20 protein-coding genes and 2 other RNA genes are annotated in these 23,731 nt (G+C 54.7%); 10 read left to right on the top strand and 12 right to left on the bottom strand.

From position 1 onward, the window contains the following. The first annotated feature begins 93 nt into the window (after window positions 1–93). Window positions 94–1,512, top strand: a complete 1,419-nt coding sequence (locus ACI3K0_RS01530; RefSeq protein WP_183821500.1) for an FAD-binding oxidoreductase — start codon at window positions 94–96, stop codon at window positions 1,510–1,512. Window positions 1,513–1,565: 53 nt separating this feature from the next. Then, complete coding sequence (locus tag ACI3K0_RS01525) at window positions 1,566–5,234, top strand: AsmA-like C-terminal region-containing protein (protein ID WP_183821501.1); 3,669 nt, start codon at window positions 1,566–1,568, stop codon at window positions 5,232–5,234. Window positions 5,235–5,238: 4 nt separating this feature from the next. Here ACI3K0_RS01525 and ACI3K0_RS01520 read toward each other — a convergent pair whose 3' ends face one another. The 10 genes from ACI3K0_RS01520 to ACI3K0_RS01475 all read right to left on the bottom strand — a co-directional run bounded on the left by ACI3K0_RS01520 (window position 5,239) and on the right by ACI3K0_RS01475 (window position 13,876). Next, on the bottom strand, window positions 5,239–5,508 hold the full coding sequence (locus ACI3K0_RS01520) for a ribbon-helix-helix domain-containing protein (protein WP_148147643.1): 270 nt from the start codon (window positions 5,506–5,508) through the stop codon (window positions 5,239–5,241). 104 nt (window positions 5,509–5,612) lie between these two features. Next, a complete protein-coding gene (locus ACI3K0_RS01515) occupies window positions 5,613–5,807 on the bottom strand; it encodes a DUF4169 family protein (RefSeq protein ID WP_404944830.1) in 195 nt (64 codons plus the stop codon). 24 nt (window positions 5,808–5,831) lie between these two features. Beyond that, the gene (locus ACI3K0_RS01510; RefSeq protein WP_148147645.1) at window positions 5,832–6,335 is read right to left on the bottom strand and encodes an SspB family protein; all 504 of its coding nucleotides are present in this window, start codon (window positions 6,333–6,335) and stop codon (window positions 5,832–5,834) included. 119 nt (window positions 6,336–6,454) lie between these two features. After that, window positions 6,455–6,801, bottom strand: a transfer-messenger RNA (tmRNA) gene (gene ssrA / locus ACI3K0_RS01505). Window positions 6,802–6,898: 97 nt separating this feature from the next. Beyond that, window positions 6,899–7,259: a transfer-messenger RNA gene (gene ssrA / locus ACI3K0_RS01500) on the bottom strand. After that, window positions 7,250–7,732: a hypothetical protein gene (locus ACI3K0_RS01495; RefSeq protein ID WP_404944829.1), complete on the bottom strand. Its 483-nt coding sequence runs from the start codon at window positions 7,730–7,732 to the stop codon at window positions 7,250–7,252. Before ACI3K0_RS01495 ends, ssrA (ACI3K0_RS01500) begins: the two co-directional genes overlap by 10 nt. Then, window positions 7,690–9,585, bottom strand: coding sequence for a hypothetical protein (locus ACI3K0_RS01490; RefSeq protein WP_404944828.1), 1,896 nt, complete (start codon window positions 9,583–9,585; stop codon window positions 7,690–7,692). Before ACI3K0_RS01490 ends, ACI3K0_RS01495 begins: the two co-directional genes overlap by 43 nt. Then, on the bottom strand, window positions 9,585–11,510 hold the full coding sequence (locus tag ACI3K0_RS01485; RefSeq protein ID WP_404944827.1) for a hypothetical protein: 1,926 nt from the start codon (window positions 11,508–11,510) through the stop codon (window positions 9,585–9,587). Before ACI3K0_RS01485 ends, ACI3K0_RS01490 begins: the two co-directional genes overlap by 1 nt. Continuing rightward, window positions 11,510–12,913 (bottom strand): hypothetical protein, encoded by a 1,404-nt coding sequence (locus tag ACI3K0_RS01480; RefSeq protein WP_404944826.1) that lies wholly within the window; start codon window positions 12,911–12,913, stop codon window positions 11,510–11,512. Before ACI3K0_RS01480 ends, ACI3K0_RS01485 begins: the two co-directional genes overlap by 1 nt. A gap of 720 nt (window positions 12,914–13,633) precedes the next feature. Continuing rightward, the gene (locus ACI3K0_RS01475; protein ID WP_404944825.1) at window positions 13,634–13,876 is read right to left on the bottom strand and encodes a helix-turn-helix domain-containing protein; all 243 of its coding nucleotides are present in this window, start codon (window positions 13,874–13,876) and stop codon (window positions 13,634–13,636) included. 81 nt (window positions 13,877–13,957) lie between these two features. Between ACI3K0_RS01475 and ACI3K0_RS01470 the strand changes: the two genes are divergently transcribed. From ACI3K0_RS01470 to ACI3K0_RS01460, 3 genes are read left to right on the top strand one after another with little or no spacing between them, the layout of a single operon-like run. Further along, the gene (locus ACI3K0_RS01470; RefSeq protein WP_404944824.1) at window positions 13,958–14,425 is read left to right on the top strand and encodes a hypothetical protein; all 468 of its coding nucleotides are present in this window, start codon (window positions 13,958–13,960) and stop codon (window positions 14,423–14,425) included. Then, the gene (locus ACI3K0_RS01465; protein ID WP_404944823.1) at window positions 14,425–16,221 is read left to right on the top strand and encodes an ATP-binding protein; all 1,797 of its coding nucleotides are present in this window, start codon (window positions 14,425–14,427) and stop codon (window positions 16,219–16,221) included. Before ACI3K0_RS01470 ends, ACI3K0_RS01465 begins: the two co-directional genes overlap by 1 nt. Window positions 16,222–16,236: 15 nt before the next feature. Further along, window positions 16,237–17,028, top strand: coding sequence for a hypothetical protein (locus tag ACI3K0_RS01460; protein WP_404944822.1), 792 nt, complete (start codon window positions 16,237–16,239; stop codon window positions 17,026–17,028). Window positions 17,029–17,030: 2 nt separating this feature from the next. On the opposite strand, the gene ACI3K0_RS01455 is transcribed toward ACI3K0_RS01460, so the two are convergent. Both ACI3K0_RS01455 and ACI3K0_RS01450 read right to left on the bottom strand, forming a co-directional pair. Next, the gene (locus ACI3K0_RS01455; protein WP_404944821.1) at window positions 17,031–17,222 is read right to left on the bottom strand and encodes a hypothetical protein; all 192 of its coding nucleotides are present in this window, start codon (window positions 17,220–17,222) and stop codon (window positions 17,031–17,033) included. A gap of 902 nt (window positions 17,223–18,124) precedes the next feature. Beyond that, window positions 18,125–18,751 (bottom strand): substrate-binding domain-containing protein, encoded by a 627-nt coding sequence (locus ACI3K0_RS01450; protein ID WP_404945106.1) that lies wholly within the window; start codon window positions 18,749–18,751, stop codon window positions 18,125–18,127. 302 nt (window positions 18,752–19,053) lie between these two features. Between ACI3K0_RS01450 and ACI3K0_RS01445 the strand changes: the two genes are divergently transcribed. From ACI3K0_RS01445 to hflC, 5 genes are all read left to right on the top strand, one after another. Then, on the top strand, window positions 19,054–19,767 hold the full coding sequence (locus ACI3K0_RS01445; protein ID WP_404944820.1) for a hypothetical protein: 714 nt from the start codon (window positions 19,054–19,056) through the stop codon (window positions 19,765–19,767). A 441-nt stretch (window positions 19,768–20,208) separates the two neighbouring features. Continuing rightward, on the top strand, window positions 20,209–21,003 hold the full coding sequence (locus tag ACI3K0_RS01440) for a thymidylate synthase (protein WP_183821502.1): 795 nt from the start codon (window positions 20,209–20,211) through the stop codon (window positions 21,001–21,003). After that, window positions 21,003–21,533 (top strand): dihydrofolate reductase, encoded by a 531-nt coding sequence (locus ACI3K0_RS01435; RefSeq protein ID WP_183821503.1) that lies wholly within the window; start codon window positions 21,003–21,005, stop codon window positions 21,531–21,533. The genes ACI3K0_RS01440 and ACI3K0_RS01435 overlap by 1 nt, the downstream gene beginning before the upstream one ends. 141 nt (window positions 21,534–21,674) lie before the next feature. Further along, on the top strand, window positions 21,675–22,790 hold the full coding sequence (gene hflK, locus ACI3K0_RS01430) for an FtsH protease activity modulator HflK (protein WP_148147648.1): 1,116 nt from the start codon (window positions 21,675–21,677) through the stop codon (window positions 22,788–22,790). Next, the gene (hflC, locus tag ACI3K0_RS01425) at window positions 22,787–23,713 is read left to right on the top strand and encodes a protease modulator HflC (protein WP_148147649.1); all 927 of its coding nucleotides are present in this window, start codon (window positions 22,787–22,789) and stop codon (window positions 23,711–23,713) included. The genes hflK and hflC overlap by 4 nt, the downstream gene beginning before the upstream one ends. Window positions 23,714–23,731 lie beyond the last annotated feature (18 nt).

Raw genomic sequence — 23,731 nt, 5'->3', positions numbered from 1 at the left:
TGTCATCACGTACCGGGTCGACCGCCTTTCGGCTGGACAAACAAGGCCCTGTCTCCTAACCAATCTCCTGCTCAGCATGCAGGAGAATTCGACATGGCAATTCGGGACGTTCAGTCTGGCGCGCGCAACGAGGACGGTATCAGCACTGTCCTCGGGATTTTGAAGCAGGCGTTCGGGGATCGTTTCCAGACCGGCCAGTCGTTTCGCGAACAGCATGCCCACACCACCACCTATTTGCCGGCGCAGCTGCCGGATGGCGTCGTCTTCGTTGAGACTAGCGAAGACGTAAAATTGATCGTCGGGATCTGTGCCGAACATCGCGTCCCCGTCATCCCGTTCGGTGTCGGCTCCTCGCTCGAAGGTCAGGTGAATGCGCCGTCCGGCGGCATTTCGGTTGATTTTTCGCGTATGAACAAGGTGCTGAGCATCAGTCCGGAAGACCTCGATGTCACGGTTGAGCCCGGCATTACCCGTGAAGAGCTTAATCGTGAACTGCGCGATACGGGGCTTTTCTTCCCGATCGATCCCGGTGCCAATGCCACCATCGGCGGTATGGCTTCGACCCGCGCTTCGGGCACGAACGCGGTGCGTTACGGCACTATGAAGGACAATGTTCTTGCGCTCACCGTGGTGACTGCCAACGGTGAGGAAATCCGCACCGCGCGCCGTGCCAAGAAGTCTTCGGCGGGTTATGACCTGACCCGACTTTTCGTCGGTGCAGAAGGCACGCTCGGCGTCATCACTTCGGTGACGCTGAAGCTGCAGGGTATCCCTGAAAAGATCGGTGGCGGCGTCTGCGCGTTTCCGACGATCGAAGATGCCTGCAATGCAGTCATCATGACGATCCAGATGGGCATACCTGTTGCGCGCATCGAGCTTCTGGACGACGTGCAGATCAAGGCCTGCAACGCCTATTCCAATCTTTCCTATCCCGAGAAGCCGACGCTTTTTCTGGAATTTCATGGCACCGAGGATACGGTCCGTATCCAGTCGGAGCAGTTTGCCGAGATCGCTGCCGAATGCGGCGGCGACGAATTCCACTGGACTGCCAATGCCGAGGAGCGAACCAAGCTCTGGAATGCGCGGCACAATGCCTATTGGGCGGGGCGCGCGCTCGACCCGTCGCTAAACGGTCTTTCGACGGATGTCTGCGTGCCAATTTCGCGGCTCGCCGAATGCGTTGCCGAAACTCAGGCAGATATCCGCAATTCCGGTCTTCTCGCGCCCATCGTCGGCCATGCAGGAGACGGGAATTTCCATGTTCTGGTGCTCTTCGACGACAAGGACCCAGCATCGGTTGCTAATGTCGAGGCATTCACGGAACGGCTCAGTCGCCGCGCGCTTGCCATGGATGGCACCTGCACCGGCGAGCACGGCGTGGGGCAGGGCAAGATGTCCTATCTCGACGAAGAGTTGGGTGGCGCACTTGATGTCATGCGGTCTGTCAAAAAGGGGCTCGATCCCGAAAATATCTTCAATCCCGGCAAGATCTTCCGTATGGCGCAGGCGTGACTTGAACGCGACTGCCGATCCGGTAGTGTGAGTGAAACAGGAGAATTGGGACGGTGTTTGGACGCGTGATGGTGGCAATCGGCGGCTCGATCGTCGTGGTTCTTTTTGCCGCGCTGCTCGCGCCGTTCGTGCTTGACTGGTCGAGCTTCCGCGTCGAATTCGAGCAGCAGGCGAGCCGTATGCTCGGCAAGAAAGTATCGGTACACGGCGAGGTCGATGCCCGCCTACTCCCGTTTCCATCGATCACCTTGCATGACGTCCGCGTCGGGCAGGATGTTGACGGCAAGCCGTTGGCACAGATCGCCAGCTTTTCCATGGATATGGAGCTGGCACCGTTTCTTTCCGGTGAGGCGCGTATCTTCGATATGCGTATCGAGGATCCAACGGTACGCGTCCGCGTCCTGAAGGATGGGACGCTCGACTGGATGCGCGGAAGCCGGCCGGCCATTCCGACGCGTGTCGTGGTGATCGAGGATGTTCACATCAGCAATGCGGCGGTCGCCGTGATTGATGAGCAGTCCGGGCGGTCCCGAAATATCACCGGGCTGACTGCGGAAATGTCGGCGGCGTCGCTTGCCGGCCCGTGGCGCGGTGAGGGGAATGCTATCCTTGACGGTGAAGAGGGGCGCTTCAGCCTCGTTACCGGCGCCGCAGATGTCGAAACGAAACGTCTGCCGCTCAGGCTGCGGCTCTGGCCTGAGGACGAACCTCTCGAGGTCAATCTCGACGGTGAACTGACCCTGGCTGAAAACGTGCCGACCTATAGCGGCAGCTTTACCGTGAATGTGCTGCAGGAAGAGGACGAGACAGAGCCGGTTAGCGCTCCACTGCCCGGGCCTCGGGTTAAGGGCGGTTTCGAAATAACCAATGACCGGATACGGGTCGCCGACTATCGGCTTGAGGTTGGTGCGCTCAACGAACCTTACGTAGTGACCGGTGAGGCCACGCTCGATACCGGCAGCAGACCCGAATTTCTGCTGACTGCCGAAGGACAGCAGATCGACGTCAATAAGCTCGGACAGCAGGGAATGCGTGGCAAGACGGGCCGCGATGCCGCTGCATCCGCGCAGCGCCGGCTGCAGGCGTTTGTCGAGATGGCCGCATCCATTCCCATTCCGCAGGTTCCCGGTCGCGCCAGCCTCAAGCTGCCGGCCGTTGTTTTGAACGATACGACGATCCGCGATATCCAGCTCGACGTGCGTCCGGCGGATGGCGGCTGGACGGTTGACAAGGCGATTGCGACCTTGCCGGGACGGACCCGGATGGAAGCGACCGGTGCGCTGGTGCTGGAGGGCCTTCCGTCTTTCAAGGGCGACATGCTGCTTGCCTCCACCCAGCCGTCCGGCCTTGCCGACTGGCTTTCCGGCCGCGTCGATCCGGCAATCCGCCAACTCCGCACGGCAGGTTTTTCGGCCAAGGTCGATCTGACCACCAACGTCCAACGTTTCGACGGACTGGAACTGGCGATAGGTCCGGCAACGCTCAAGGGCAGTATGGAGCGGCGGTCTCAGGGCACCCAATCGCCCGGATTGTCTGTGGACCTTGCAGGCGATGAAATTGATCTCGATGCGATGCGGGCGCTTGCCTCGCTGGTCACAGGCGAGGATGCCGGTCACAGCGTGCTGGATCACCGGCTGGAGGCAAAGCTCAAGGCCGAGAAATTGACCGTATCCGGAGTCGTCGCGAAGAATGTCGATACCGCCTTCACCATGGCGGGTGGCGTTCTGGCGCTTGGGCATCTGTCCGCGGGCGATATTGCAGGTGCTCGCGTGTCTGCCGAGGGCGAAGTGCAGGGCTCGCTGCTCGATTATCGCGGGACCGCAAAGGTGCATTTCCAGTCGGCAGACCCGACGGCATTCATGGCGATGCTCAAGCAGCAATTGCCGGCGCATCCGGTTCTTGACCGTCTGAGCGCCAATGCATCCTACTATTCCGAAGCGGACCTGACCGCGGACCTGAGCATCGGAGAGCAGTCGGATGGGGCGTCGGTGAAGGTTGCCGGCTCCATTAACGGCAGTGCGGTCAAGGTGGACATAGAGCTGCCGACTCTGTTCAATCTGACAGGCGGAAACGCAATGGCGATTGCGGCGTCACTGGATAATCCAAAGTCGGAAATCCTGCTCGGTCAGGCCGGCCTTAACATTCTGCCGTTTGGCGGCGATGGGCCGGGCAAGCTGGCGCTAAATGTTGATAAGTCTTCCGATGGACCCGCCCGCGCGACGCTTGCCTTCAATACGGATCGGACATCGCTTGCCGCCAGTGGTGACATATCGCTGATGGCGGATGATTTCGCTGAGGGGCGGGGATATGTCGAGCTGAAGAGCCAAAACATCGAACCCTATCTGCTTCTGACCGGTATCGGAATTCCGCAGTTCGGCGGCGGTTTGCCGGTCGATCTCAAGGCCGATCTGGCGCTGACCGACAAGTCAATCGATGTAACAGCGCTGCGCGGGAATGCGGATGGCAACGCTTTCGATGGGAAGCTTTCAGTCGATCGTGGCTCCGCCAGCCTCAAAGCCGATGGTGCGCTTGCCGTCGATATGCTGGATCTCGCCTGGCTTGGCGATGCTGTCTTCGGTCCGGTGACAAATCCCGAGAATGGAGAGCCGCTGGCAGAACCATTCTCGCTGCCTGTTTTCGGCGACAGTGAAGTTTCGCTGGATGTGAAGGCCAAGGACTTTCATGCGGGCGAGATCGGGCGGGTCGCGAACTTCTCGACGAAGCTTCTGCATCGGGGAGGCGGCATTTCTCTCGATGATGCTTCCGGCGAATGGCAGGGCGGAAAAATTGCAGGCAAGCTTCTGATCTCCAATGGAAACGGCACCGGCATCATGCAGACGAAACTGCATGTGGAAAATGCCGATCTGTCATCCATCGTCTGGCGCAATGGAGATCGCACTGTTGCGGATGGCAGGGTCAGTTTCGATGCCTCGGCCGAGGCAAGCGGCGGCAATATGCGCGATCTTGCTGCTGCTCTGAGCGGATCAGGCGAGGTTCAGCTTTCTGATGTGACTGTTCACGGCATCAATCCGGACCTGCTCAAGACCGTGATGGCGTCGACCGATGCCGCGAAGGGCGAGGTGAAGGAAGCGAGTGTCGGTGGCAAAGTGGCGGCCCTCGTCCATCAGGGCGAAGTGGCTTTTGGGCAGGTGCATATCCCGTTTTCGATCAGTGGCGGTGAATTGCGCGTCCAGGAAATCAGGTTGCCATCGAGAAGTCTCAACCTTGCGGCGGAAGGAACTGCTGGCATTTTCGAGCGCGGCATGAATGCCTCTGTCGCTATCTCCTACAATGCCGGTGACGATGCGGTTGCCGGTGGAGACCCGACTGTGCGCCTGCTTTATTCGGGCGATCGGACGAAGCCCAAGGAACGCATAGATATTGCTGCCCTGACGAACTTCCTGTCGATGCGCGCCTATGAGCAGGAGCGTCGACGGGTGGAAATGCTTCAGTCAAGCGTACTGGAAAAGCAGCGTCTTCGCCGCGAGGTCTCGCTTTACAACTTCAATGCGACGGAGCGTGCGGCAGAAAAAGCCCGTGTTGAGGCCGCGCAGCGGCAGCGTCAAGCGATGGTCGAGGCGGCGAAAGCTGCGGAAGAGGAGCGGCAACGCAAGGCGAACGAACTTCAGCTTACAGTGCCGCCGACCAATGAGAACCTGCAACCCGGCAATCAGGTTGGCAGGCCTTTCGGCGAAGGAAATTTGCCGGGTCTCGGCCAGTAGCGATTCAGGCGCGCGCTTTTGCCGAAGGCAGCGGTTCATTCGCCATGTCGTTACCTATAACCGGGTCAGTTCCCTTCAGATAGCGGAGAACGTAGAGGCGCAAAGAGGATGAGAGGTTGCCTAGGCCACCGCGTTCGTCATCGACTTCGGTGATGAGGCTGGCGAGGCTCATGCCTCTTTCCTTGGCGATCGCCTTCAATTCGCACCAGAATTCGTCCTCCAGGGAAAAGCTCGTTCGGTGACCGTGAAGGGTGGCGGAATGCTTGTGAATCAAGAGTGGCTCCGTGATCGTCATGACCAGAGGCCCCTATAAATTTGGCGGAACGGTGTGGGTCAAGCGACCCAAATGGGCACAGCTAACAGGCCGTTAATGTCCACTTATTCTGGATTTTTTTGAGACTTTTCCAGCTTTCCCTGATTTAGGGATTTCTCAGCCTTGTCGTTTAGCGCTGTCGTCAGTGATTTCTCAGCCTTGGTGCGGCCATGGCTGATACGGCTTTGCTCGGCGTGATTCTCTTTCTCGGAGCGCGCCTTGGTCTTCTTGAATTGCCGGAGATTGACGACGTCACCCATGGAACGATCTCCCGTCGATCTGGCCTACTGCTTCTTCCGGAAGGAATCGAGGGACACGACCGAGCCTTCCTTCTTCTCTTCGCCGTCTTCTTTTGCAGGTTCTGAAGTCTTGGCGATTGCCTCCACCGGAATGGCGGTGATTTCCGCGGAAGTTTCATCTTCCTCGGTCAACGGCACCTCGAATTCCAGTTCGAAATTCACCGAGGGATCGTAGAAGCCGCGAATGGCATTGAACGGGATGACCAGGCGTTCAGGAGTATCGGAGAAAGAAAGACCGATTTCGAACTGCGTATCGGTTACCTTCAGATCCCAGAACTGGTGCTGTACGACAATCGTCATCTGTTCGTTGTACTTCGCCTTCAGGTGCTGCGAGATGCGCACACCGGGCGCGCCTGTAAGGAAGGTAATGAAGAAATGGTGGTCGCCGGGCAGGCGGCCTGTAGCCGCGACCTCTGTCAGAACCTTGCGAATAACGCCACGCAGCGCATCCTGTGCCAGAATATCGTAACGGATATGATCCTGAGCCATGCGGTCCTGTCTTTCCCTGTTAACGTCTTTTAGTAAGACGCGTTATGCCATGCCATTTCAACGGACGGAAGTCCCGAGCCGCCGAGTCAGTTTACGATTGTATTCCAGTGTTAGGGGAAGGTGAAGGCTTCTGTTGCCAGGTGCCTTCGGACCCCGCCTTACGGGGCTAACCGTAAGGACTTAGTTCGGATTTCCCGCACCGCCATTAGGCAGCGAGAGCATAACCCTTAGCGTTGTTGTCATTTGCAACTACACTTGTGACCCGATAACGGCGGTATCATGCCGAGCAAAAGTTCGATCTTTACACCCTTGTCGATCCTATTTCGCCCCCATCATAAAGTGGCCATCGGAGGCCACCTTGTGGTGGAGGCGCCGGGTACTGAAGCATAGGTGAGGGGAACGGTATGGAGTCTACTTAAATTAGACAAATAATATAATAGGTTAGGAAATTTGTAATGTGGACGCTGTGAGTTCACGTTGATCCGGGAGGCGATCGCTTAGATCGTGTTTCTCCCCGGCCGCGACGATAAGCGGGCCCGGTATCAAATACGAGCATAGTGGAAAGTGGAGGTTTCTGTTGCCAGGTACCTCCGAACCCCGCCTTAGAGCGCTAACAATAAGGACTTAGGTCGGATTTCCCGCACCGCCATTAGGCAGCGAGAGCATAACCCTTAGCGTTGTTGTCGTTTGCAACTACACTTTTTGACCCGATAACGGTGGTATCATGCCGAGTACAGCTTTTGTCTTTCAACACCAGTCGATCCCATGTCGCCCCCATAAACCGATGAAACGATCATCAAGTTGGCTGGTGGAGGCGGCGGCGTCGAAGCCGCGTCCTGCATGTCTATTGCACAAAAGGTTTAGCACCATGTCTCCTCGCGGAGCACATCAAAGATAGAATTGCGTGACGAACTTTACAAGATCGGTTTCTGCGATTTCTTGGGGTTGAGATACGTCACCTCTCCCCCTGAGCGAGCCTGGATATTCGCTACAATCCGCTGAAGGTGTCGAATGCGGGTGGCATAGCAGTGAACTCGGTCGGCGAGTCGCGCATTATGCAGCCGCAATTGCGCGATCTCTTCTTTGAGGGCGGGTGTTAGATCTTTGATTGGCGTGGGGAGGATCTCGGCACTCTTCGAGAGGTCCATGCGCCATTGCTCTACCGTCTTTTTAGTTTCTTTATGGTTTTTGCCGTCCAGAAACCTCTCACCAAGGTCCGCTCTCTCTTTAAGAAGCAGCTTCAACGTAACCTCGTTGGCCGACAGCACTCCTGCAGCCACCTCGGCTTCTATCGAACGTTGTGCTTCCTTAAGCTTCTTAAGCGCTTCCAATGTTCTGTTTGAAGAAGCTTTTCTCAGCCCAATCGGAATTCTTCCTCTTGAAAGGCTTTTAGCCATTGCCGTAATCTCTCGTTTTGACTAAATTTCTCTAGCAAGATAGGCTTGAGGTCAGGCCAAGCGGCGACTTGATCAACAAGCTGGTTGATCCAATACGATATTTGGAGACTCGACGCGCCGGGCTTAGACAGTCGTTGGTCGATGTATTCAATCTCCCACAACAATGTCTCTTTCGCGGTGTCCAGTTGGATCTGATAGCTGCACCTGCCAGTACATTTCGAAGTGTCGGGCAGGCTATCCCCGGAGGACACCGAGCATAGTCCGGCAGTATTTTTGCCTTTTACGCAGAACACGCCCGGTCGTACCACGATCGGCGTCACGCCTTGTTTCAGCATGTCCTCGATAAATTCGTCCACTGACATTCGCAGGTCGCGCTCGGTAAGGTCCCGTGGAAAAAAATCCTGGAGGTTTTGCTCTAGCATAAGCCCTTGTTTTCCGCCCAAGCCTGGTCCCCCAAAGAAGGTCGCGCCTTCAAATATCGTTTGGAATCGTGAACGAATGACGCGCGTGTACTCCTCTTCAAAATCTTGCATCACGAAAGGTGACGATTGGGCGTAGCCAAACGAGGTCCTTCGGCTCTTGTGGTTGACCAGAGCTCCAACCTCTGTAGCCGGGTTAGTAAAGACTTTCACCATCACGCCAATTAACGTTTTCCGCCACGAAGCACCAGTGAAGTTGAATTCGAGTTGGTGCAGCTCGCAGAATCGCGCTAGGCGATAATTCCAATTATTCACACTTAGTTCGTGGTCCGACGACGGCTCAGCGAACAAAAACTCTGATGGCCATTCAATTGTGTCCAGCAGTTCCTCGAATCCTTTAATGATCTCGGCGAGGATGCTGGAAATCCCTAGAGTGCGTTTTTCTCCGCCAATGGCGTCTATGGCCTTGAATGTCTGGAAATCTATAGTCATCCTTGACAGATCAAGCTTCGGTTCCGTCTGATTGGAATGCAGGAGATTGCGCTTCATAGAAAGCAATTCCGAGGGACGAACCCCTAGATGATATGAGATCAGGTTTCCGACGGAGACTTGTACTAGCGCAATCAATGTGAATTCAACTGAAGTGCTTGGCCCGAGTAAAAGCGAAGGAAATGTTTGGCTAGCCCAGAACCTCGCCAACGATTGAGAAAATTTGGCATCTCTCAGGTCGATTATGACAGCGGCGATTGTCTTGAATTCTCCGTAGTAGTTCAGAGAGATTGCGAGTGTCTGGGCGATCTGATCATCGTTTAAGACCTTCGCCCCAGCGGCCGTGGTTGTATCGACCTCGACCGGTGGATGGCTCAGATCGGGGCTTTGCATTTCTGTCTTGGTAGAAATGAGCTTCCGATCGGCAAGCAGCTTGAGGTAGTCAATATGCTGGATAAAATTTACCCGGCCTGATTCACCGAGGTCCAAAATTCGAAGCATCTCTTCGAGTTCAGAATCTAAGATTTGCGATACGCAGATCAAACTCAGGCTGGACGAGGCGGCGAAAATCCGCCGGAAGTTTTGATGGTGCTCTAGCCACGTGATGGGTTTGATCACCTTGAATGGATGCCTCAATTCGAGAGCATAGCGATGAAATTTGACCCCGACCATCGCCTCCTTGAATTGGCGTATAAGGTTCCCGTTTTCTGGTGACATTTGGATGTTGCCTAAAGGAGTCTTTACGTCGCCGAAAAAGTTGTACTTCCCGCGTCCTTTGTAGCCAGAAGGGAGGTGGTCAGGGTTTTCGACCCACTCGTTGTCTCCAAAACGAGACAATTCGGTTACGGCCATATCTCGGGGATAAGGCGGACCATTTGCAGTCTCGACCTTCAGCGATAGGTACGCAATCCGATAATTGGTTCTTTGAGCGTGGCTTGTCACCATCAGTTTATACCGAGTGACAGGGTGACTTCTTCAACCTTATCCGCAGGCCAAAGCGCGACGAGAGTCTTCAGTCGCTTAATCCGGCTGGGCAACGTACTGAGCAAATGGCTGTCTGGCGGAGTGTTTGCTAATTGCTCTTCCGACCTTTTCAACTCCGTGATGATGGATGGTAGCGAAGCCTCGAACCATCGCGCACTGGGGCATCCATCTATGCAGTTTTGTGACCAGCAGGGACTTCCATGCAAATTCCCATCGTCGAAGCCCTCAGGAGGGGCCGTTGGGGTGGCGCAGCCATTCCCATACCGCGTCGTATTGTCCTCGCTCAATAGGCTTTCTGTCTCGTCGCCGTTAAAACCCTGAGCGGTCAACTCTGCTCTCAGCGCCGCCGACGAAAAATTGCGGCTACGAATTAGAGCGACGGAGTTTTCGAAACATGATGAAGCCATTGCCTCTTGCTTCAGGATTAGCTTCTGCCTTCTCGCGTATATTTCAGCAGAAGATCTGTTCGTGTGTTGCGCCACTAAGCGCATCATGAGGAGGTCGATTCCCGAGCCACTGAACGCAGCATTGGCGAGACCAACGTCCCTCAAGTACCGCGTATCTGTTGGCAGACCGTAACGTTCTAATGCGTCCCGGATCGGCTTTGGCATTTTCCCGGCGTTGGTCATCCTTGCCAGAGATGTAATCTGTTGTTCGGTCTTGAAGATGAATAAGTCGTCCTTGATTTCTACCAGCGTCGAAAGTTCTGCTTCATCTACCTCGCTGAGACGCGACATCCCTTGCAGTTCGCGTATGCGACGTCGGATCTCTGACCTAAGTGGTTGCGTCAGCACTTTGAGAAATTCGAGTAACTGGAATGGATGCGACCAATTCGTCTTGGAAGATATTATTCGGATCACCTTTGGACGTTTCTTTGCTTTTTGCCTGCCTCTTGTCTTGTTGAACAGGATGTAGACAAACTCATCTGAAGCATTGGCCCCAAGGTTGAGAGGGCAGGGAACATGCCAGGGTTTCGATACCACCAGGCTAGCTAGTGTCGAGGCATTGATTGTTCCGCGAAGGAGTATTGCTATGAAGAAGGGAGCGATATCGCCCGCAAACGGGTACCGCCAGCGCAGGTGACCGAGCCATCCGGTCTGGCGGGTCACTGAACCATCGGCTTTGGTTATTTCAGCCGCTGGCTGGTTTTCGAGGCGGCGCAACTCGCTATTTAACCCGCGTTCGAAGCGCAGCTCGTCATAATTTCGAATCTCAAAGCGAAAAACGTTCTCCATAATCCAGTAGCGACAAACAGGTTTCTGCCAATCTCCAAGTTTTCCTCCACTATCACGCCTCGGATCGTGTCCCGTTTTGCTAAGCGTTGCTGCTTCCTTCAACCGGCGATGAATCACACGGATCTCATTTTTCGCAGCTGACATCGCCTTCCTTGCGATAGCGGGGTCAATCAGTTCCCGTGCATCTGGCTGCTGTTCATCCCATGGGACTATTGGAAGTAATTTTTGATCAACTCCGATCGATCGCATAAGCCTTCGAAATCCACGGAGGCGATTTACCCGACCGCGTTTCCCTTCAAAAAAATCGACTGCTAGATGACAGAAGATCAACTCGATTTGCTTCGCAGAGCTTACGTAGGAACCGGTCAAGGCATGGTAGTAATTAATATAGTCGGAAAGATCGCGCAGGTGACTTGATGCCGCCTTGAGAGTTAAAGGCGTTTTCGATTGGAGTAGATCTCGCCAGATTTGAGTGGTACTCTCCATTATCAGTGGCACGTCTTCAAACGGCTGGAACGAAAACTTCCGTTCGGACGTCCGCTTCTCACCGTGTTGCGCAACAATGGAGAGTTCGGAAGTTTTGATTTCGCGCAACATTGCTGGCGGCTTAGCCGATAGCCGTGCTGTTCCGAGCTTCGCGTTGCGCCGCATCAATCTAAATCCGCGTCAAGAATTGAGTTCCACTCCAATTGATGACGGTACCCAGCTAGGCTCAATTTAAGCTGTTCAACGTAAATCATTGTGGTTTCAAAATGCCGATGCCCCAGTCGCATCTGTAAAACGGCAGCGCAGAATTCGCCGTGCCTCTCGATCAGATCCAAATTCAATTTTCTCTGGTCCGAACCGTCAAATAGCTTAGCTCTCGCTAGGATAGCTGAATGGAGGTAGTCGCACGCGAACGCATGGCGTAGGGCGTGAGGCGTAAAGCTGTAACCACATTTCAAACGGTCGCTTGTAACTCTAAAGGCTTCCTGAATTGCGTGGACAGAGATTGGGGCACCGTACTTGTTCAGAAAAAGCTGCGCTGGCGCATCATTCGGTCTGATCCCATTTCGACGAAGAATGGCGGCTCGGGTACCGTCGTGATAGTGCCAAAGCGATTGCAATAGCCTACGCGGTAAATCCACACGGCGAATCACAAGGAATTTTCCTACAACTCGGTAGGCGCAATCGGCTTGTTCATTGGCTTCCAACCTCCATGCATGGTCTCGGGGAGGTAAGACTCCGATCATCCTGGAATCGTTAGCTGACCATTCCAGCTGGTAAGGACTTGTTGGGAAACTGCTGAGATGAAATGCTGCTGATGGGCTCCGTCGATGGACGGATCCTGGAACAAGCGTCCCATCGACCAGCTCGCTAACCCGTAGGCCCGTTTCGTATAAAAACATAGCGATGGGACGATAGGTATTAGATTGAAGTGCGGCAAAGAACGAGCGTTTTTGATCTAGCGTAGGCGGGATCAAAGACCCTGGCGTTTGTCGAACTCTGTAGGCTGGACTTACGATCTCATCGGCTGCTTTTTGTACGGAAAGCTTTCTACCCAAGCTTATTGGACGATAGGCGTGTTCCATCGCAGAGATTGGTGGTTCTTCGTTAAAGTTCGAAATGTACCCCTCTTGCTCAAGCCAGCCGTAACAAAGCAGCACTTCGTTTACTCTTGCCTCGATAGTTTCAGCAGCGAGGGGTGACGGAGACCCTGTGGCGTAAAACTCTTGCGTCCAAACTCCAGTCCTGAGCGCATTTTCATAGAGATGCCGCACGTGCCACTCTTTCGAATGTTTCCAATCCAGCCCCGGCAAAGTGGGATGGGCATCGTCTGTCTCTACAAAAGTCAAATAATTGCACAAGCGTTCTGCGGCCGCAGCTTCTGTTTTTGGCCGCAACCGCCTCCGTGACCGCCGGCGGCTGAAGCCTCCGTTGCGTCGATGCTGTAAGAAAGCGTTGATCCCCTCCGGATACTCACCACTGTCGAGCAAGATGTATTTCGAACCGAAGATGTCACTATAGCGACTTGACTGGTTAGGCAGGTGCTTAAGTGTTCGAACCTGTGCCACGCGGACCCCTTGCGAAATCTCACCCAGCCTTGATGGGAAGATCTCTCATGAAAAAATAATGCTACAGCATGTTCCTTTCTCGGCATTGTTTTGTCAAACTTCGATAAAAAGGAAAATATATTCTATACTAGAGGTGTCTCGCAGGAGGCGTCCAAAGGCTGGACAATTAAGCGCCTGAAACTTCCTAGCTTGACGAGAGCAAAAGTTTCGTTGCAATAATTAGTACATTTTCTTTTACAATAGCCGACAACCATACATTACATGTACTATCCTAAAATTTTTTTCTACATTTAAGATGAATTTAGATTTCAAAATAAATACGTATATTATAGAATAAATAATTATCTTTTTCATATTATATTTCATTTTGCGAAATTTTACCTAAAGTTCTCGTTGGCTCACGCCAGTCCGTTCGGCACGGGTCAGAGCTGTTAGGTAGCGGAATCCGCAAACTGAACATTGCTGAAATTTTGTTCCAACTTATTCATTCCCTGATCGTGATCTGCACTTCCTGTGTAGAGGTTCCCGGTTGAGAGCGCCCGCGGCATTGGGCGGAGCGTCTGCGCGGTAACGACCGGACGCCCTCGTGCACAAATGGGTCGACTATCGTTTGATCGTGGGAGCTAGAGAGAGGAGAGCCGGGCGTAACCTGATGCCTCCAAGTCCGTACGCCAGCACTAGCCAGGCACGGGGATTTGGACGCATCGACTCCGTCTACTTCTAATCGTCGAAGCCGACAGCAATGAGCTTGCCGCTGGCATCTTTCATGAAACGTACGCCTGCTCGCTCGAGACCAAGCCGGACACGGTCGATTGAATCCAGGCTGACGGATGCCTCATTTCTTTCAAGACGCGCGATGACAGATCGGCTCACGCCGACCTTCGTTGCAAGCTCGTCTTGGCTCAAATTGAGCAAAGCCCGCCCAGCCCGAATTAAAGGGATTATTTCGTCGCGCGGATACATGATCTCGCATGAGTTGCCATCTCGCGCCAGAGTCAAGGGCAAGGATAATCGAGATTTTTAAAAAATCAAATTGACTTTCTGATGCGTCAAAATGTATTCGTTTGTTACGCGAAGCCATCAGCGGCTTTTTCCGGTGTTTTCCTGAGTCGCGTGCGCTTGGACCGGAATATTGATGCGCTGACATCCATGACGATCGGAGTTTATGGCGTGATTATCATCGGCAAAGGTCGAGACGATTTTCCATCGCAAGATGATCTGCACGAAATCTCAAAATACGATCGTCTCGTTGACGATCTGAAATTCGTGATTTCCAATCCTCTGTCCACGGTAGGTGACAGCGGACAATTCCCGCTGCTCGAGGATTGGTCGATATCTACACGCCAAGCTCCTTGCCTTCAGGGTGCCGCGTACGGACATCCAGGATTTCCTGGGCGTGAGTTCCCGTTTACGAGTTCAGAGCTCGTGCTCTTTGCTCCTGACGTCGGATTGGCCAGGACGAGATCGCGCTGGTTTCGCTTGGGCACTCAGTTGAAGACTGGTGACGTCTGATGACGACCTCAGCGAGATCACAGCCATCTGTCGGACAGAAGCTTTCCGAGCACTTCCTCAGGCGTCTCCGTCACGCGCATGCTGCGGACCTGATCGCAGCTTCGATCGAAAACGGCTTCATCGACGCGACCCGATTTGAGTTCGGGGCCAAATCGTGTGTTCGGTTGCGATCCACGGAGTCCGCGTCGGCCAAGACGAAGCAGGAGCTCCTCCGAGCTATTCGTGACTTCGAGCAATTGGGTCTGGGGCTGGGGCCGCGTCACCGTTTCATCTATTCAGACGGTGAGATTGTCGTCGATGAATTTTTCCAGCCGACAAAAATCAAGAGGAGCGGGGCTCGAGAAATATCTATCGGCCAGAAGCCGAAGTGCGATAAAATCGGAGCCGAAGACGTGTCGCCCCGACCGACGTCACCCCCGGTCGATCTCCTCCACCTCATCCATAGAGACGTGGTCAGGCTTCTTCCAAGCGACGTTGCGGCCGTACTTCTTCTATCTGACGGCCTTGACGACACGGGGCTGTCCCTGGCAGAAATCTTAGACCGCATTACCAAGCCGCGATCAATTTCCACGATCCTCTGCGAAGTCGATGGGTTCGAGGAGCGTATTGTGCAACTTCTGGAGCGCGGTCTTCTCCTGCCAGGTGAATCCGTCATCACAAAAGTTGGCCAAACCAGCTCGCGTGGCGAAGTTCGGTCGGCAGCCAAGCGTGGGGTTCGGCGTAACATCCTGACGATTGTCGGATCTCTTTACGGGGCAGATACTGACAGAGAATGGATTGCCGAGGCCACCAGAGGCCATCTACCCATGCTGGCCATCTCCGAGTTCAAGACCGGTATCCCGAAGCCATTTCGAGAAGTTGCGGACCTGAAGAGTACGTGCCCAGGACTGAGCCCGGATCTTTTAAACCGGACGATTGAGATAATCACTGGCGAGGTCCTGAGGGCGTCATTCGATGACATCGATCTCCGTTACGTTTGTCTCGACGATCTGGACCTCGCTGTCCGCCACGGAAACTCAGCCGCCCTGGCGGCAGACCGTCTCGCCGCGATCGCTAAGGAACGAGCCGCAGCGTTTCCCACTGTGAGCCGCGCCGAGCGGGAAGCTGGGACAGTAAAATCCAAGGGGGCGACTGCAGTTTTGCGCTCGGCATCGCATGAAATATCATCCGCGCTTGAGGTCAACGCCATCACTGGCTATCCGGAGCAGCTTTACGAGTGGACGGAAGATCTGAAGAGCGACCTTAAGCTATGGCGAGAAGGACGTCTTCAATGGGAAGACGTTGGGGCCACATTGTTGCTTTCCGGTCAGCCCGGAACTGGAAAAACAATCTTCGCTTGCAGCTTGGCAAAAACGCTCGATCTCCCGCTGCTCCAGACATCCGTTTCTAGTTGGCTCCAGCCTTCGTACCTTGGGTCGGTTTTGAAGGCCATGAGGAAATCCTTCACAGAAATAGCCGCCCACCTGCCTGCGATAATTTTTGTCGATGAGATCGACTCCATCGGCAGCCGAGCAAACTCGGAGCATGAATACTCTGACTACTGGAAGAGCGTCGTAAACAACATGCTTGAGATGCTTAATCCTGCACTGCGGCCGGAAGGTTTGGTTTTTGTGGGCGCTACGAATCGACCCGACGACATCGACCCAGCTTTAAGGCGAGCTGGGCGTTTAAAGCCGCACATTGAGGTAGGGCTGCCTGATGCAAACGCGCTTGAAGGCATATTTCGGCAATATCTGAGCACCGATCTTGCGAGCGTTGTCAAAACCGCACCCTCAACATTCTCCAGCCAATCGTAAACGAGCGAGTTAGTGATGGTCTTGATGATACCAACGGTGCACCCGCAGACAGCGGAGAAGCGCATTCTTGCGAGCTTTGCTCAGAGGGCTAGGGGAATGACTGGTGCAGACGTTGAGGCTGTAGTCCGGCAGGCCAAAAGGACTGCGAGAAGGGAAGGGCGGCCGCTTGCGCACGCAGATGTCGAAAGAGCCCTTGATTCTATTCGGCCAATGCCTCCAGAAGCGTTTCGATGGCGATTTGCTCATCATGAGGCTGGACACGTAATTATAGGGATGGTTTTCGGCTTCACGGACTTTGATCAGATCACGTTGAACGACGGTAATGGCAATCCGTCGGTCACGGCCGCGTTCTTTGTTGATGGCGTAGCAACGGAAGAACGCATCAAGCACCTAATAATTGTCGGGCTCGCAGGAAGAGCGGCTGAAGAGCTCATATTTGGCGATCCTTCTGTGTATGCTGGTGGTGGGCGGAGCAGCGATTTGGCTAGGGTAACGAAGTTGGCCTACTTGCTTGAGACGTCTTTTGGTTTCGGCAAAGAGCACAAACTGGTCTACCGAGAGTGCGATGATTTTGTCGCCGGGATTGCGGCGGAACCTGGACTGATTGACCGGATCAGCCGGAGGCTTGAGCTAAGCTTTCCGGTGGCCTTTCATCTCCTTGACCTCCACCGAGATGCCGTCGAATACCTGGCGAAGGAGCTGATGAAAGCTGGAACTCTCGACGGTGCTCATTTGAAAAGCGTTCTCAACGAAGTGCAAGCCATCATCGATCGGAAAATCGCCGCCCGTCTGCAGGTGCAAGACTGACATCACCAACCGGGTTCACCCTTCGGCGGCAGATCAGCTGGAGCCGAGCCAAATCGCTCCACGACATCCTTTCGAAGGGCTTCCTTCCATTCGTCGAGCGGGATGCCGCAATAGTCGGCCTGAGTTTCCGTAGATGGTTGGGCTGAACCTTGCTTCTTATGTTTCGCGTCACTATCGGCTGCCCTTTCAACCATCTTACTCTCCCCGATATGCTTGATCCGTTTCTATGGTCGCCATCGCCATCGCAATCGATCCGAGCTGAGACGGGATTCCACGGACGCCATTGGAAGCTTTGTCAGAAGGGGGCAAACTTTGACGGCCCTTACAATGTTGACGGGGGGACTAATCCGGTCAACCCTGATGTTAGGGATCGATAAATAAAGGCGTCTATGTCCATCAGAGCACCAGAATTTTTAGCAGAAGATTTCGAAGCTATGCTTGTCACCGAATGGCGACCTGGTGGACTTTGTGCCGATGTCAAAGATAGCGAGAATGGTGCCTACGCTTTGGATCTACTGCGAGAGCACGTTTCCTGGCTCGCGACAGATGAGAGGACGCTGGGTCCATCTTCAGCTCTGAGAGACTATGGACGCGTTTTCGAACCAGCGAAAGCGGATCCGGGTTGGCTTATCAGAGGGCCGATTAAGAGCTGCTACGAGAACTCAACCGCCTATGCGGTAGTGCGAACGGACATCTACTACGCTGAGGGCTATGCAATTGATCCGAGCTTGCCGATACCTATCGAACATGCCTGGTTGGTCAACCACGCTGGAGAGGTGATTGATCCGACGTGGTACTGTGTCGGAGACCGAGTTTATTTTGGAATTGCCTTCCAGAGTGTCTCGCTAAGACAAATACTGGCGGCTAATGGCAGCGAGGCGGGCATCTTGACCAATTGGCATCGGTTCCGGTCGCCGGATAGAAGGCACTCCGCGATTGCGCTTTGCCCGTTGTAGGGTAGGACATGTCGCAGTCCTGAATATCTCATTTTAGAATGGTGCCACTGAGGAGGAACCTCGAGGGTCGCTTCGGTCAAGGCGGTGATGCGTCCGTTACGAGTTGGAGCATCGGTCCGGATTTCTTTCTTTTGCGGCCATTATGACTTTTCCCCCAGATATCTCAGATCTTCAACGACGTTTCGTATCAGCCTACCCACGGCGGTCACCTTGGCATCCTGGATGCTGCTTCGTATTGCAATGTAAAGACGGCCGTTCTCGATTGGTGGCACTGAGGAGATCAATCGCATTCGGCCTTGCTCAATATACCGTTCCGCCATTCTGACTGGCAGAACGGCGGCCCCCAATCCTCCTGTGACAAGTTCCGCTATGACGCCGACACTCGTGCAGACGCTCAGTTGGCTCGGTGACAGGCCGTCGGCAGCAAACCAGCCCGTTACCTGACGGTACATCGCTGACGGTGCAGGGTTCGACACCACAGGTTTGAGCCAGAGATCCTTAGGCGTGATCGGCTCCGGCAAGTTCCAGGTCGACGGGATGACCCATGTGGTCGGTTGGGTGCCCAGAGCCTCCAGCGTCATCTTTTCGTGACCGACCGGATTTAGGATCACTGCCATGTCGAGGTGGTCGTCCAAGATAGCAGCTTCCAGGTTGGCACTCGTCGATACATTCCATTCGGGTTGGAGATGTGGGTGCTGGTTTCGAAGCGCTTCGAGCAGTGGGGGCAGGCAGTTCACGGCGAACCCTTCTGCCAAGCCTAGCGGCAACGATCCGAACCCATGTGGACCAGTCCGGTAATCCAATAGAGCGCTGCACCGTTATAGTGAGACCGCGCAGTGCCATTCCTTGGGACATGCCAGATAGTCGCTGGCCCTCCGCCGCTGGCGCTGCGAAATTGCTAGCGCTCGGTGCGTTGGCAGAGCAGAGGTTTCTCGGCAGCCATGTATTCCACGGGCATATGAATTCGACGATGTTCCGGCCCGTGAACCATGTCGCGATGGCCGCATCGCCATATTTTTCGATGCTATACTCACGCAGGGGCAGCAGCTTAAGGGTCGGTGGACGTAAAGTGACCGAAACCGTGTTTCAGCAGCCCTACCAGATCGAGGCTACTCGTTGCGATGTCGTCAACACCGGTCTGATAAAAGCGGTCATAAAGGCAAAGAGGAAGTCTCCAGAGCTATGGTCGGCTATCGGTGCCGCTCTGGACATGTTCCTACTCGGACATAGCGAAGCGCCTGAACTGGACGACCAAACTTGTATCATGCTGTCGGCAATGGCGTTCGAACGGCTGCTCGGATCGTCGCAGACAAGTGGCATTGCTGTTCAACTATCCAAGGCGTTGGTTGAACTCTTCTTGGAATTTCCCTGCCGCCGGATGTCGCAGTCGTTGTGGCTCAAGTGCGATGCCAAATGGCAATCGGAACAAGGCAGGTGGCCGATACGCCAGAAGTGGATGAAGGAGCTGTACGAGGCGAGATCGGCACAAGCCCATAGGGGAACTCGAGACCAATTCAGTTCTAACTTCGAGCCAGAGAAACATATGGTGATCTCGGCCTTCGTCTTCCCATTGGCGATAAAGCTCAAACTCGCGCACGCTGATCTCTACAGGTTGTCGTGTGACGATGTTGCGTCCTGTGAGGTGCTAGACGAGCTCATCGACAGCAATTGGGGAGGGGGCTTCGAAGATCCGCCCGAGTGGCCAACAATTCTCGATACGGCTCAGGCTATGCGTGGACGGAGAGATGCCATCGTAAAGGCGATACGGAAGGTTGGACTGTAACCTCGGTGGGGTGCCTCACTTAGGTTGAGAAAGCCGCCATGCTCGCGTCGAAAGCTCAAGCTCTACAAGCCTCATGCTACGCATTCGGACAAGGGCGTCGTGTAAGATCAGGCTGAATCAGCTACAGCGTTATGGGGGAACGCGCTGCTTCAGCCTGATCTACGAGATGTCGAGATGACTGTGGACTCACTCAGGTCGCGCCTCACCTATCGCCCCCGGGTCCAATAGGTTTATTACACCGACCGTTTATCGCCATATCCGAACCGAAGTCCGGCACGGCTGATATAGGTGTTTGCGTGACCGTTGAAAAGAGGTCTTGTCATATTGGTGTGACGATAGTGAAAAGCCGGGGAAAGCGGATTTGCGTCACCGGCAGGTGATTGGTGTGCGGCCGGCATGCTATTATGTAAGTCCTGAAACTCAGGAATCGGCTAGACACCCATGAAACAGTATCTCGACTTTCTCCGGCATGTGATGGAAACCGGAAGCGATCGTGGTGACCGCACCGGCACCGGCACGCGCTCCGTCTTCGGATACCAGATGCGTTTTGATCTGTCGGACGGCTTTCCGGTTCTGACGACGAAGAAACTGCATCTGAAGTCGATCATCCATGAACTTCTGTGGTTCCTGCAGGGTGACACGAATATTGCCTACCTGAAGGAAAACGGCGTTCGAATCTGGGACGAATGGGCTGATGAGAACGGCGATCTCGGCCCGGTCTATGGATATCAATGGCGTTCCTGGCCCAAGCCTGATGGCGGGCATGTGGATCAGATCGCTCAATTGATCGAGGGGTTGAAGACCAATCCCAATTCCCGCCGCCATATCGTCTCAGCATGGAACCCGGCTCAGGTGGACGACATGGCGCTGCCGCCGTGCCATTGCCTGTTCCAGTTTTATGTCGCCGACGGCAAGCTCTCCTGCCAGCTCTACCAGCGATCTGCCGATATTTTTCTGGGCGTACCCTTCAACATTGCCTCCTACGCACTGCTGACGATGATGGTGGCACAGGTCGTGGGGCTGAAGCCTGGCGAATTCATCCATACGTTCGGTGATGCACATATCTATGCCAATCATATGGAACAGGCGCGGCTGCAGATGACGCGTGATCCCAAGCCGCTGCCGACAATGAAGATCAATCCTGACATCAAGGATATCTTCGGGTTCAGGTTCGAGGATTTCGAACTCGAGAATTATGTCGCCGACGCGCATATCAAGGCCGTGGTAGCAGTGTAATGGCGAAAGCTCCGCTTTCCATAGTCGTTGCCGTTTCCCGCAACGGCGTGATCGGTCGCGATGGCGATATGCCATGGAAGCTTTCGACCGACCTCAAACGTTTCAAGGCCATGACGCTTGGAAAGCCGATAATCGTCGGGCGCAAGACGCTCGATTCGTTCGGCGGCAAGCCTTTGCCCGGCCGCCCACATATCGTGGTAACGCGTGACGTGTCGCGTATCATCGAAGGCGTGCAGTTGGCCGGCTCCGTAGAAGAGGCGGTAAATACCGCGCAGGCGATCGCCGCTGCGACCGGTGCCGACGAAATCGGCATTATCGGGGGAGGCGAAATATACCGACAGTCTATGAATTTCGTTGATCGGCTTTATGTGACGCATGTCGAAGCAGATATTCCGGATGGCGACACGTTCTTCCCTGACATTGATCCCGATATCTTCGAGAAAGTGTCCGAAGAGGCAATTCCTGCCGGAGACAAGGACAATTATCCCACGCGTTTTTCCGTCTACCGGCGGAAAAACGCGGCAAACTGAAACATTTCGTTACCGTTGACTTGGAAGTTATTGAAGTCGCGTTGAAAGCTGAGCTTCTGATACCTATAACGGGCAGGAACCCTTGCTGCTCTTCGATCAGTTGCGGCGCGAGGGAAGGGAGACACTTACAAAGAGGTTTTGATGCCCTGGAGCAATCAGAATGGCGGCGGCGGCCCATGGGGCGGCGGCGGCGGTGGCGGTAACAATCAAGGTCCATGGGGACAAGGACCAAACCGTCCGCGCGGTAATGGCGGCGGTGGCAATGGCGGTCCGCCCGATATCGAGGACATCATACGCCGCAGTCAGGATCGGCTGAAGGGGATCGTACCCGGCGGCTTCAACGGCGGTGCGGTGGTTATCGTGCTGCTCGTGGTTGCAGCATTCCTGGTTTTCCAGTCGATCTACACGGTGCAGCCGGACGAGCGAGGCGTCGAACTGCGGTTCGGAAAGCCCAAGGAAGAAGTTTCCATGCCGGGCCTGCATTTCCACATGTGGCCGTTTGAAACTGTCGAAATCGTCAAGGTTACCGAGCAGCAGCAGAATATCGGTGCAGCCAGGGGATCGAGCTCGAATGCCGGCTGGATGCTGACGGGCGATCAGAACATCGTCAACGTTCAATTCTCAGTTCTGTTTACGGTCACTGACCCCAAGTCCTATCTTTTCAACCTTGAGACGCCGGCTGCGACGCTTCAGCAGGTTGCCGATAGCGCGATGCGCGAAGTGGTTGGACGCCGCCCGGCGCAGGATATCTTCCGCGGCGGTCGTGAATCCATGTCGACCCAGGTGCGCGACATCATTCAAGGGACCATGGACCGCTACGGTTCGGGTATTGCGATCAATGCCGTGTCCATCGAGGATGCTTCGCCGCCACGTGAAGTTGCTGATGCTTTCGAGGAAGTTCAGCGCGCAACGCAGGATGAGGACCGAGCGAAGGAGGAAGCGAACCGATACGCCAACCAGAAGCTTGGTGGAGCACGCGGTCAAGCGGCCCAGGTACGCGAAGAGGCTTCCGCTTATCGCGACCGTGTCGTGAACGAAGCACAGGGTGAGGCTCAGCGTTTCATTTCCATCTACGACCAGTATGCCAATGCACCGGAAGTGACGCGTCGCCGTATTTTCATCGAAACGATGGAAGCGGTGCTGAAATCCTCGAACAAGATCATCATGGATGGTCAGCAGCAGGGAGCAGTTCCTTATCTTCCGCTCAACGAGATGATGCGTAATCCGGCCGCACAGCCGCAGGGAGGAAGCCGATGAATTCCAACCGTCTTCCAGCCTTCCTCGTTGGATTGGCCGTTATTCTGTTTCTCGCTTATTCGTCGCTTTTTGTCGTCAACGAGCGCGAGCAGGCACTTGTCATCCGGTTCGGTGAAATCCAGTCGGTCAAGAGCGAACCCGGCCTCTATTTCAAGCTGCCCTTTGCTTTCATGGATGCAGATCGTGTTCAGTATGTCGAGAAGCGCGCGTTGCGACTTGATCTGGACAATATTCGTGTTCAGGTGAATGACGGCAAATTCTACGATGTGGATGCATTCGTCGTATACCGCATCGCTGATCCGAGACTTTTCCGTGAGACCGTCTCGGGCGATAGGGAATCCGCTGAATCGCGTCTCAGGACGCGTCTCGATTCCGGTCTTCGCCGTGTCTACGGTCTTCGCGGTTTTGAAGCAGCGTTGTCGGAAGAACGGGCATCGATGATGACCGAGGTCCATCGCGATCTTAATACTGCGGCTGAAACGCTGGGCGTCAGGATCGAGGATGTTCGCATCCGCCGTACCGATCTTACGCCGGACGTTTCCGAACAGACTTTCAAGCTCATGGAGTCCGAGCGTCTGGCCGAGGCCGAACTGATCCGTGCTCGCGGTAACGAAGAAGGTCAGCGACGCCGAGCGATAGCTGATCGTCAGGTCGTCGAGCTGGTTTCCGAGGCTCAGAGGGATTCTGAAATCCTACGCGGTCAGGGCGATGCAGAGCGTAACCGGATCTTTGCCGAAGCGTTTCAGCGTGATCCGAGCTTCTTCGAGTTCTATCGCTCGATGCGGGCTTATGTTTCGGCCCTCGGTGACAATAACACGACGATGGTTCTTTCGCCGGATTCGGATTTCTTCAAATACTTCGAGACACCGGATGGAAACCGCACTCCGCGGGCGGGAACTACGGCTCCTGCTCCGGCAAACTGAACTGGTAGAGAAGGGCGG

This window comes from Rhizobium sp. ZW T2_16, from assembly GCF_044987325.1.
In the GTDB taxonomy this organism is placed as follows: Bacteria; Pseudomonadota; Alphaproteobacteria; order Rhizobiales; family Rhizobiaceae; genus Neorhizobium; species Neorhizobium cellulosilyticum.
This window is presented reverse-complemented; position numbering and strand designations above follow the sequence as displayed.

Excerpts from the sequence above, each read along its gene's own strand:
- ACI3K0_RS01530 (WP_183821500.1), top strand. The coding sequence starts at position 94 with ATGGCAATTCGGGACGTTCAGTCTGGCGCGCGCAACGAGGACGGTATC.
- ACI3K0_RS01515 (WP_404944830.1), bottom strand. The coding sequence starts at position 5,807 with ATGGGTGACGTCGTCAATCTCCGGCAATTCAAGAAGACCAAGGCGCGC.
- ACI3K0_RS01510 (WP_148147645.1), bottom strand. The coding sequence starts at position 6,335 with ATGGCTCAGGATCATATCCGTTACGATATTCTGGCACAGGATGCGCTG.
- ACI3K0_RS01495 (WP_404944829.1), bottom strand. The coding sequence starts at position 7,732 with ATGGCTAAAAGCCTTTCAAGAGGAAGAATTCCGATTGGGCTGAGAAAA.
- ACI3K0_RS01490 (WP_404944828.1), bottom strand. The coding sequence starts at position 9,585 with ATGGTGACAAGCCACGCTCAAAGAACCAATTATCGGATTGCGTACCTA.
- ACI3K0_RS01485 (WP_404944827.1), bottom strand. The coding sequence starts at position 11,510 with ATGCGGCGCAACGCGAAGCTCGGAACAGCACGGCTATCGGCTAAGCCG.
- ACI3K0_RS01475 (WP_404944825.1), bottom strand. The coding sequence starts at position 13,876 with ATGTATCCGCGCGACGAAATAATCCCTTTAATTCGGGCTGGGCGGGCT.
- ACI3K0_RS01470 (WP_404944824.1), top strand. The coding sequence starts at position 13,958 with ATGCGTCAAAATGTATTCGTTTGTTACGCGAAGCCATCAGCGGCTTTT.
- ACI3K0_RS01465 (WP_404944823.1), top strand. The coding sequence starts at position 14,425 with ATGACGACCTCAGCGAGATCACAGCCATCTGTCGGACAGAAGCTTTCC.
- ACI3K0_RS01460 (WP_404944822.1), top strand. The coding sequence starts at position 16,237 with ATGGTCTTGATGATACCAACGGTGCACCCGCAGACAGCGGAGAAGCGC.
- ACI3K0_RS01455 (WP_404944821.1), bottom strand. The coding sequence starts at position 17,222 with ATGGTTGAAAGGGCAGCCGATAGTGACGCGAAACATAAGAAGCAAGGT.
- ACI3K0_RS01440 (WP_183821502.1), top strand. The coding sequence starts at position 20,209 with ATGAAACAGTATCTCGACTTTCTCCGGCATGTGATGGAAACCGGAAGC.
- ACI3K0_RS01435 (WP_183821503.1), top strand. The coding sequence starts at position 21,003 with ATGGCGAAAGCTCCGCTTTCCATAGTCGTTGCCGTTTCCCGCAACGGC.
- hflK (WP_148147648.1), top strand. The coding sequence starts at position 21,675 with ATGCCCTGGAGCAATCAGAATGGCGGCGGCGGCCCATGGGGCGGCGGC.
- hflC (WP_148147649.1), top strand. The coding sequence starts at position 22,787 with ATGAATTCCAACCGTCTTCCAGCCTTCCTCGTTGGATTGGCCGTTATT.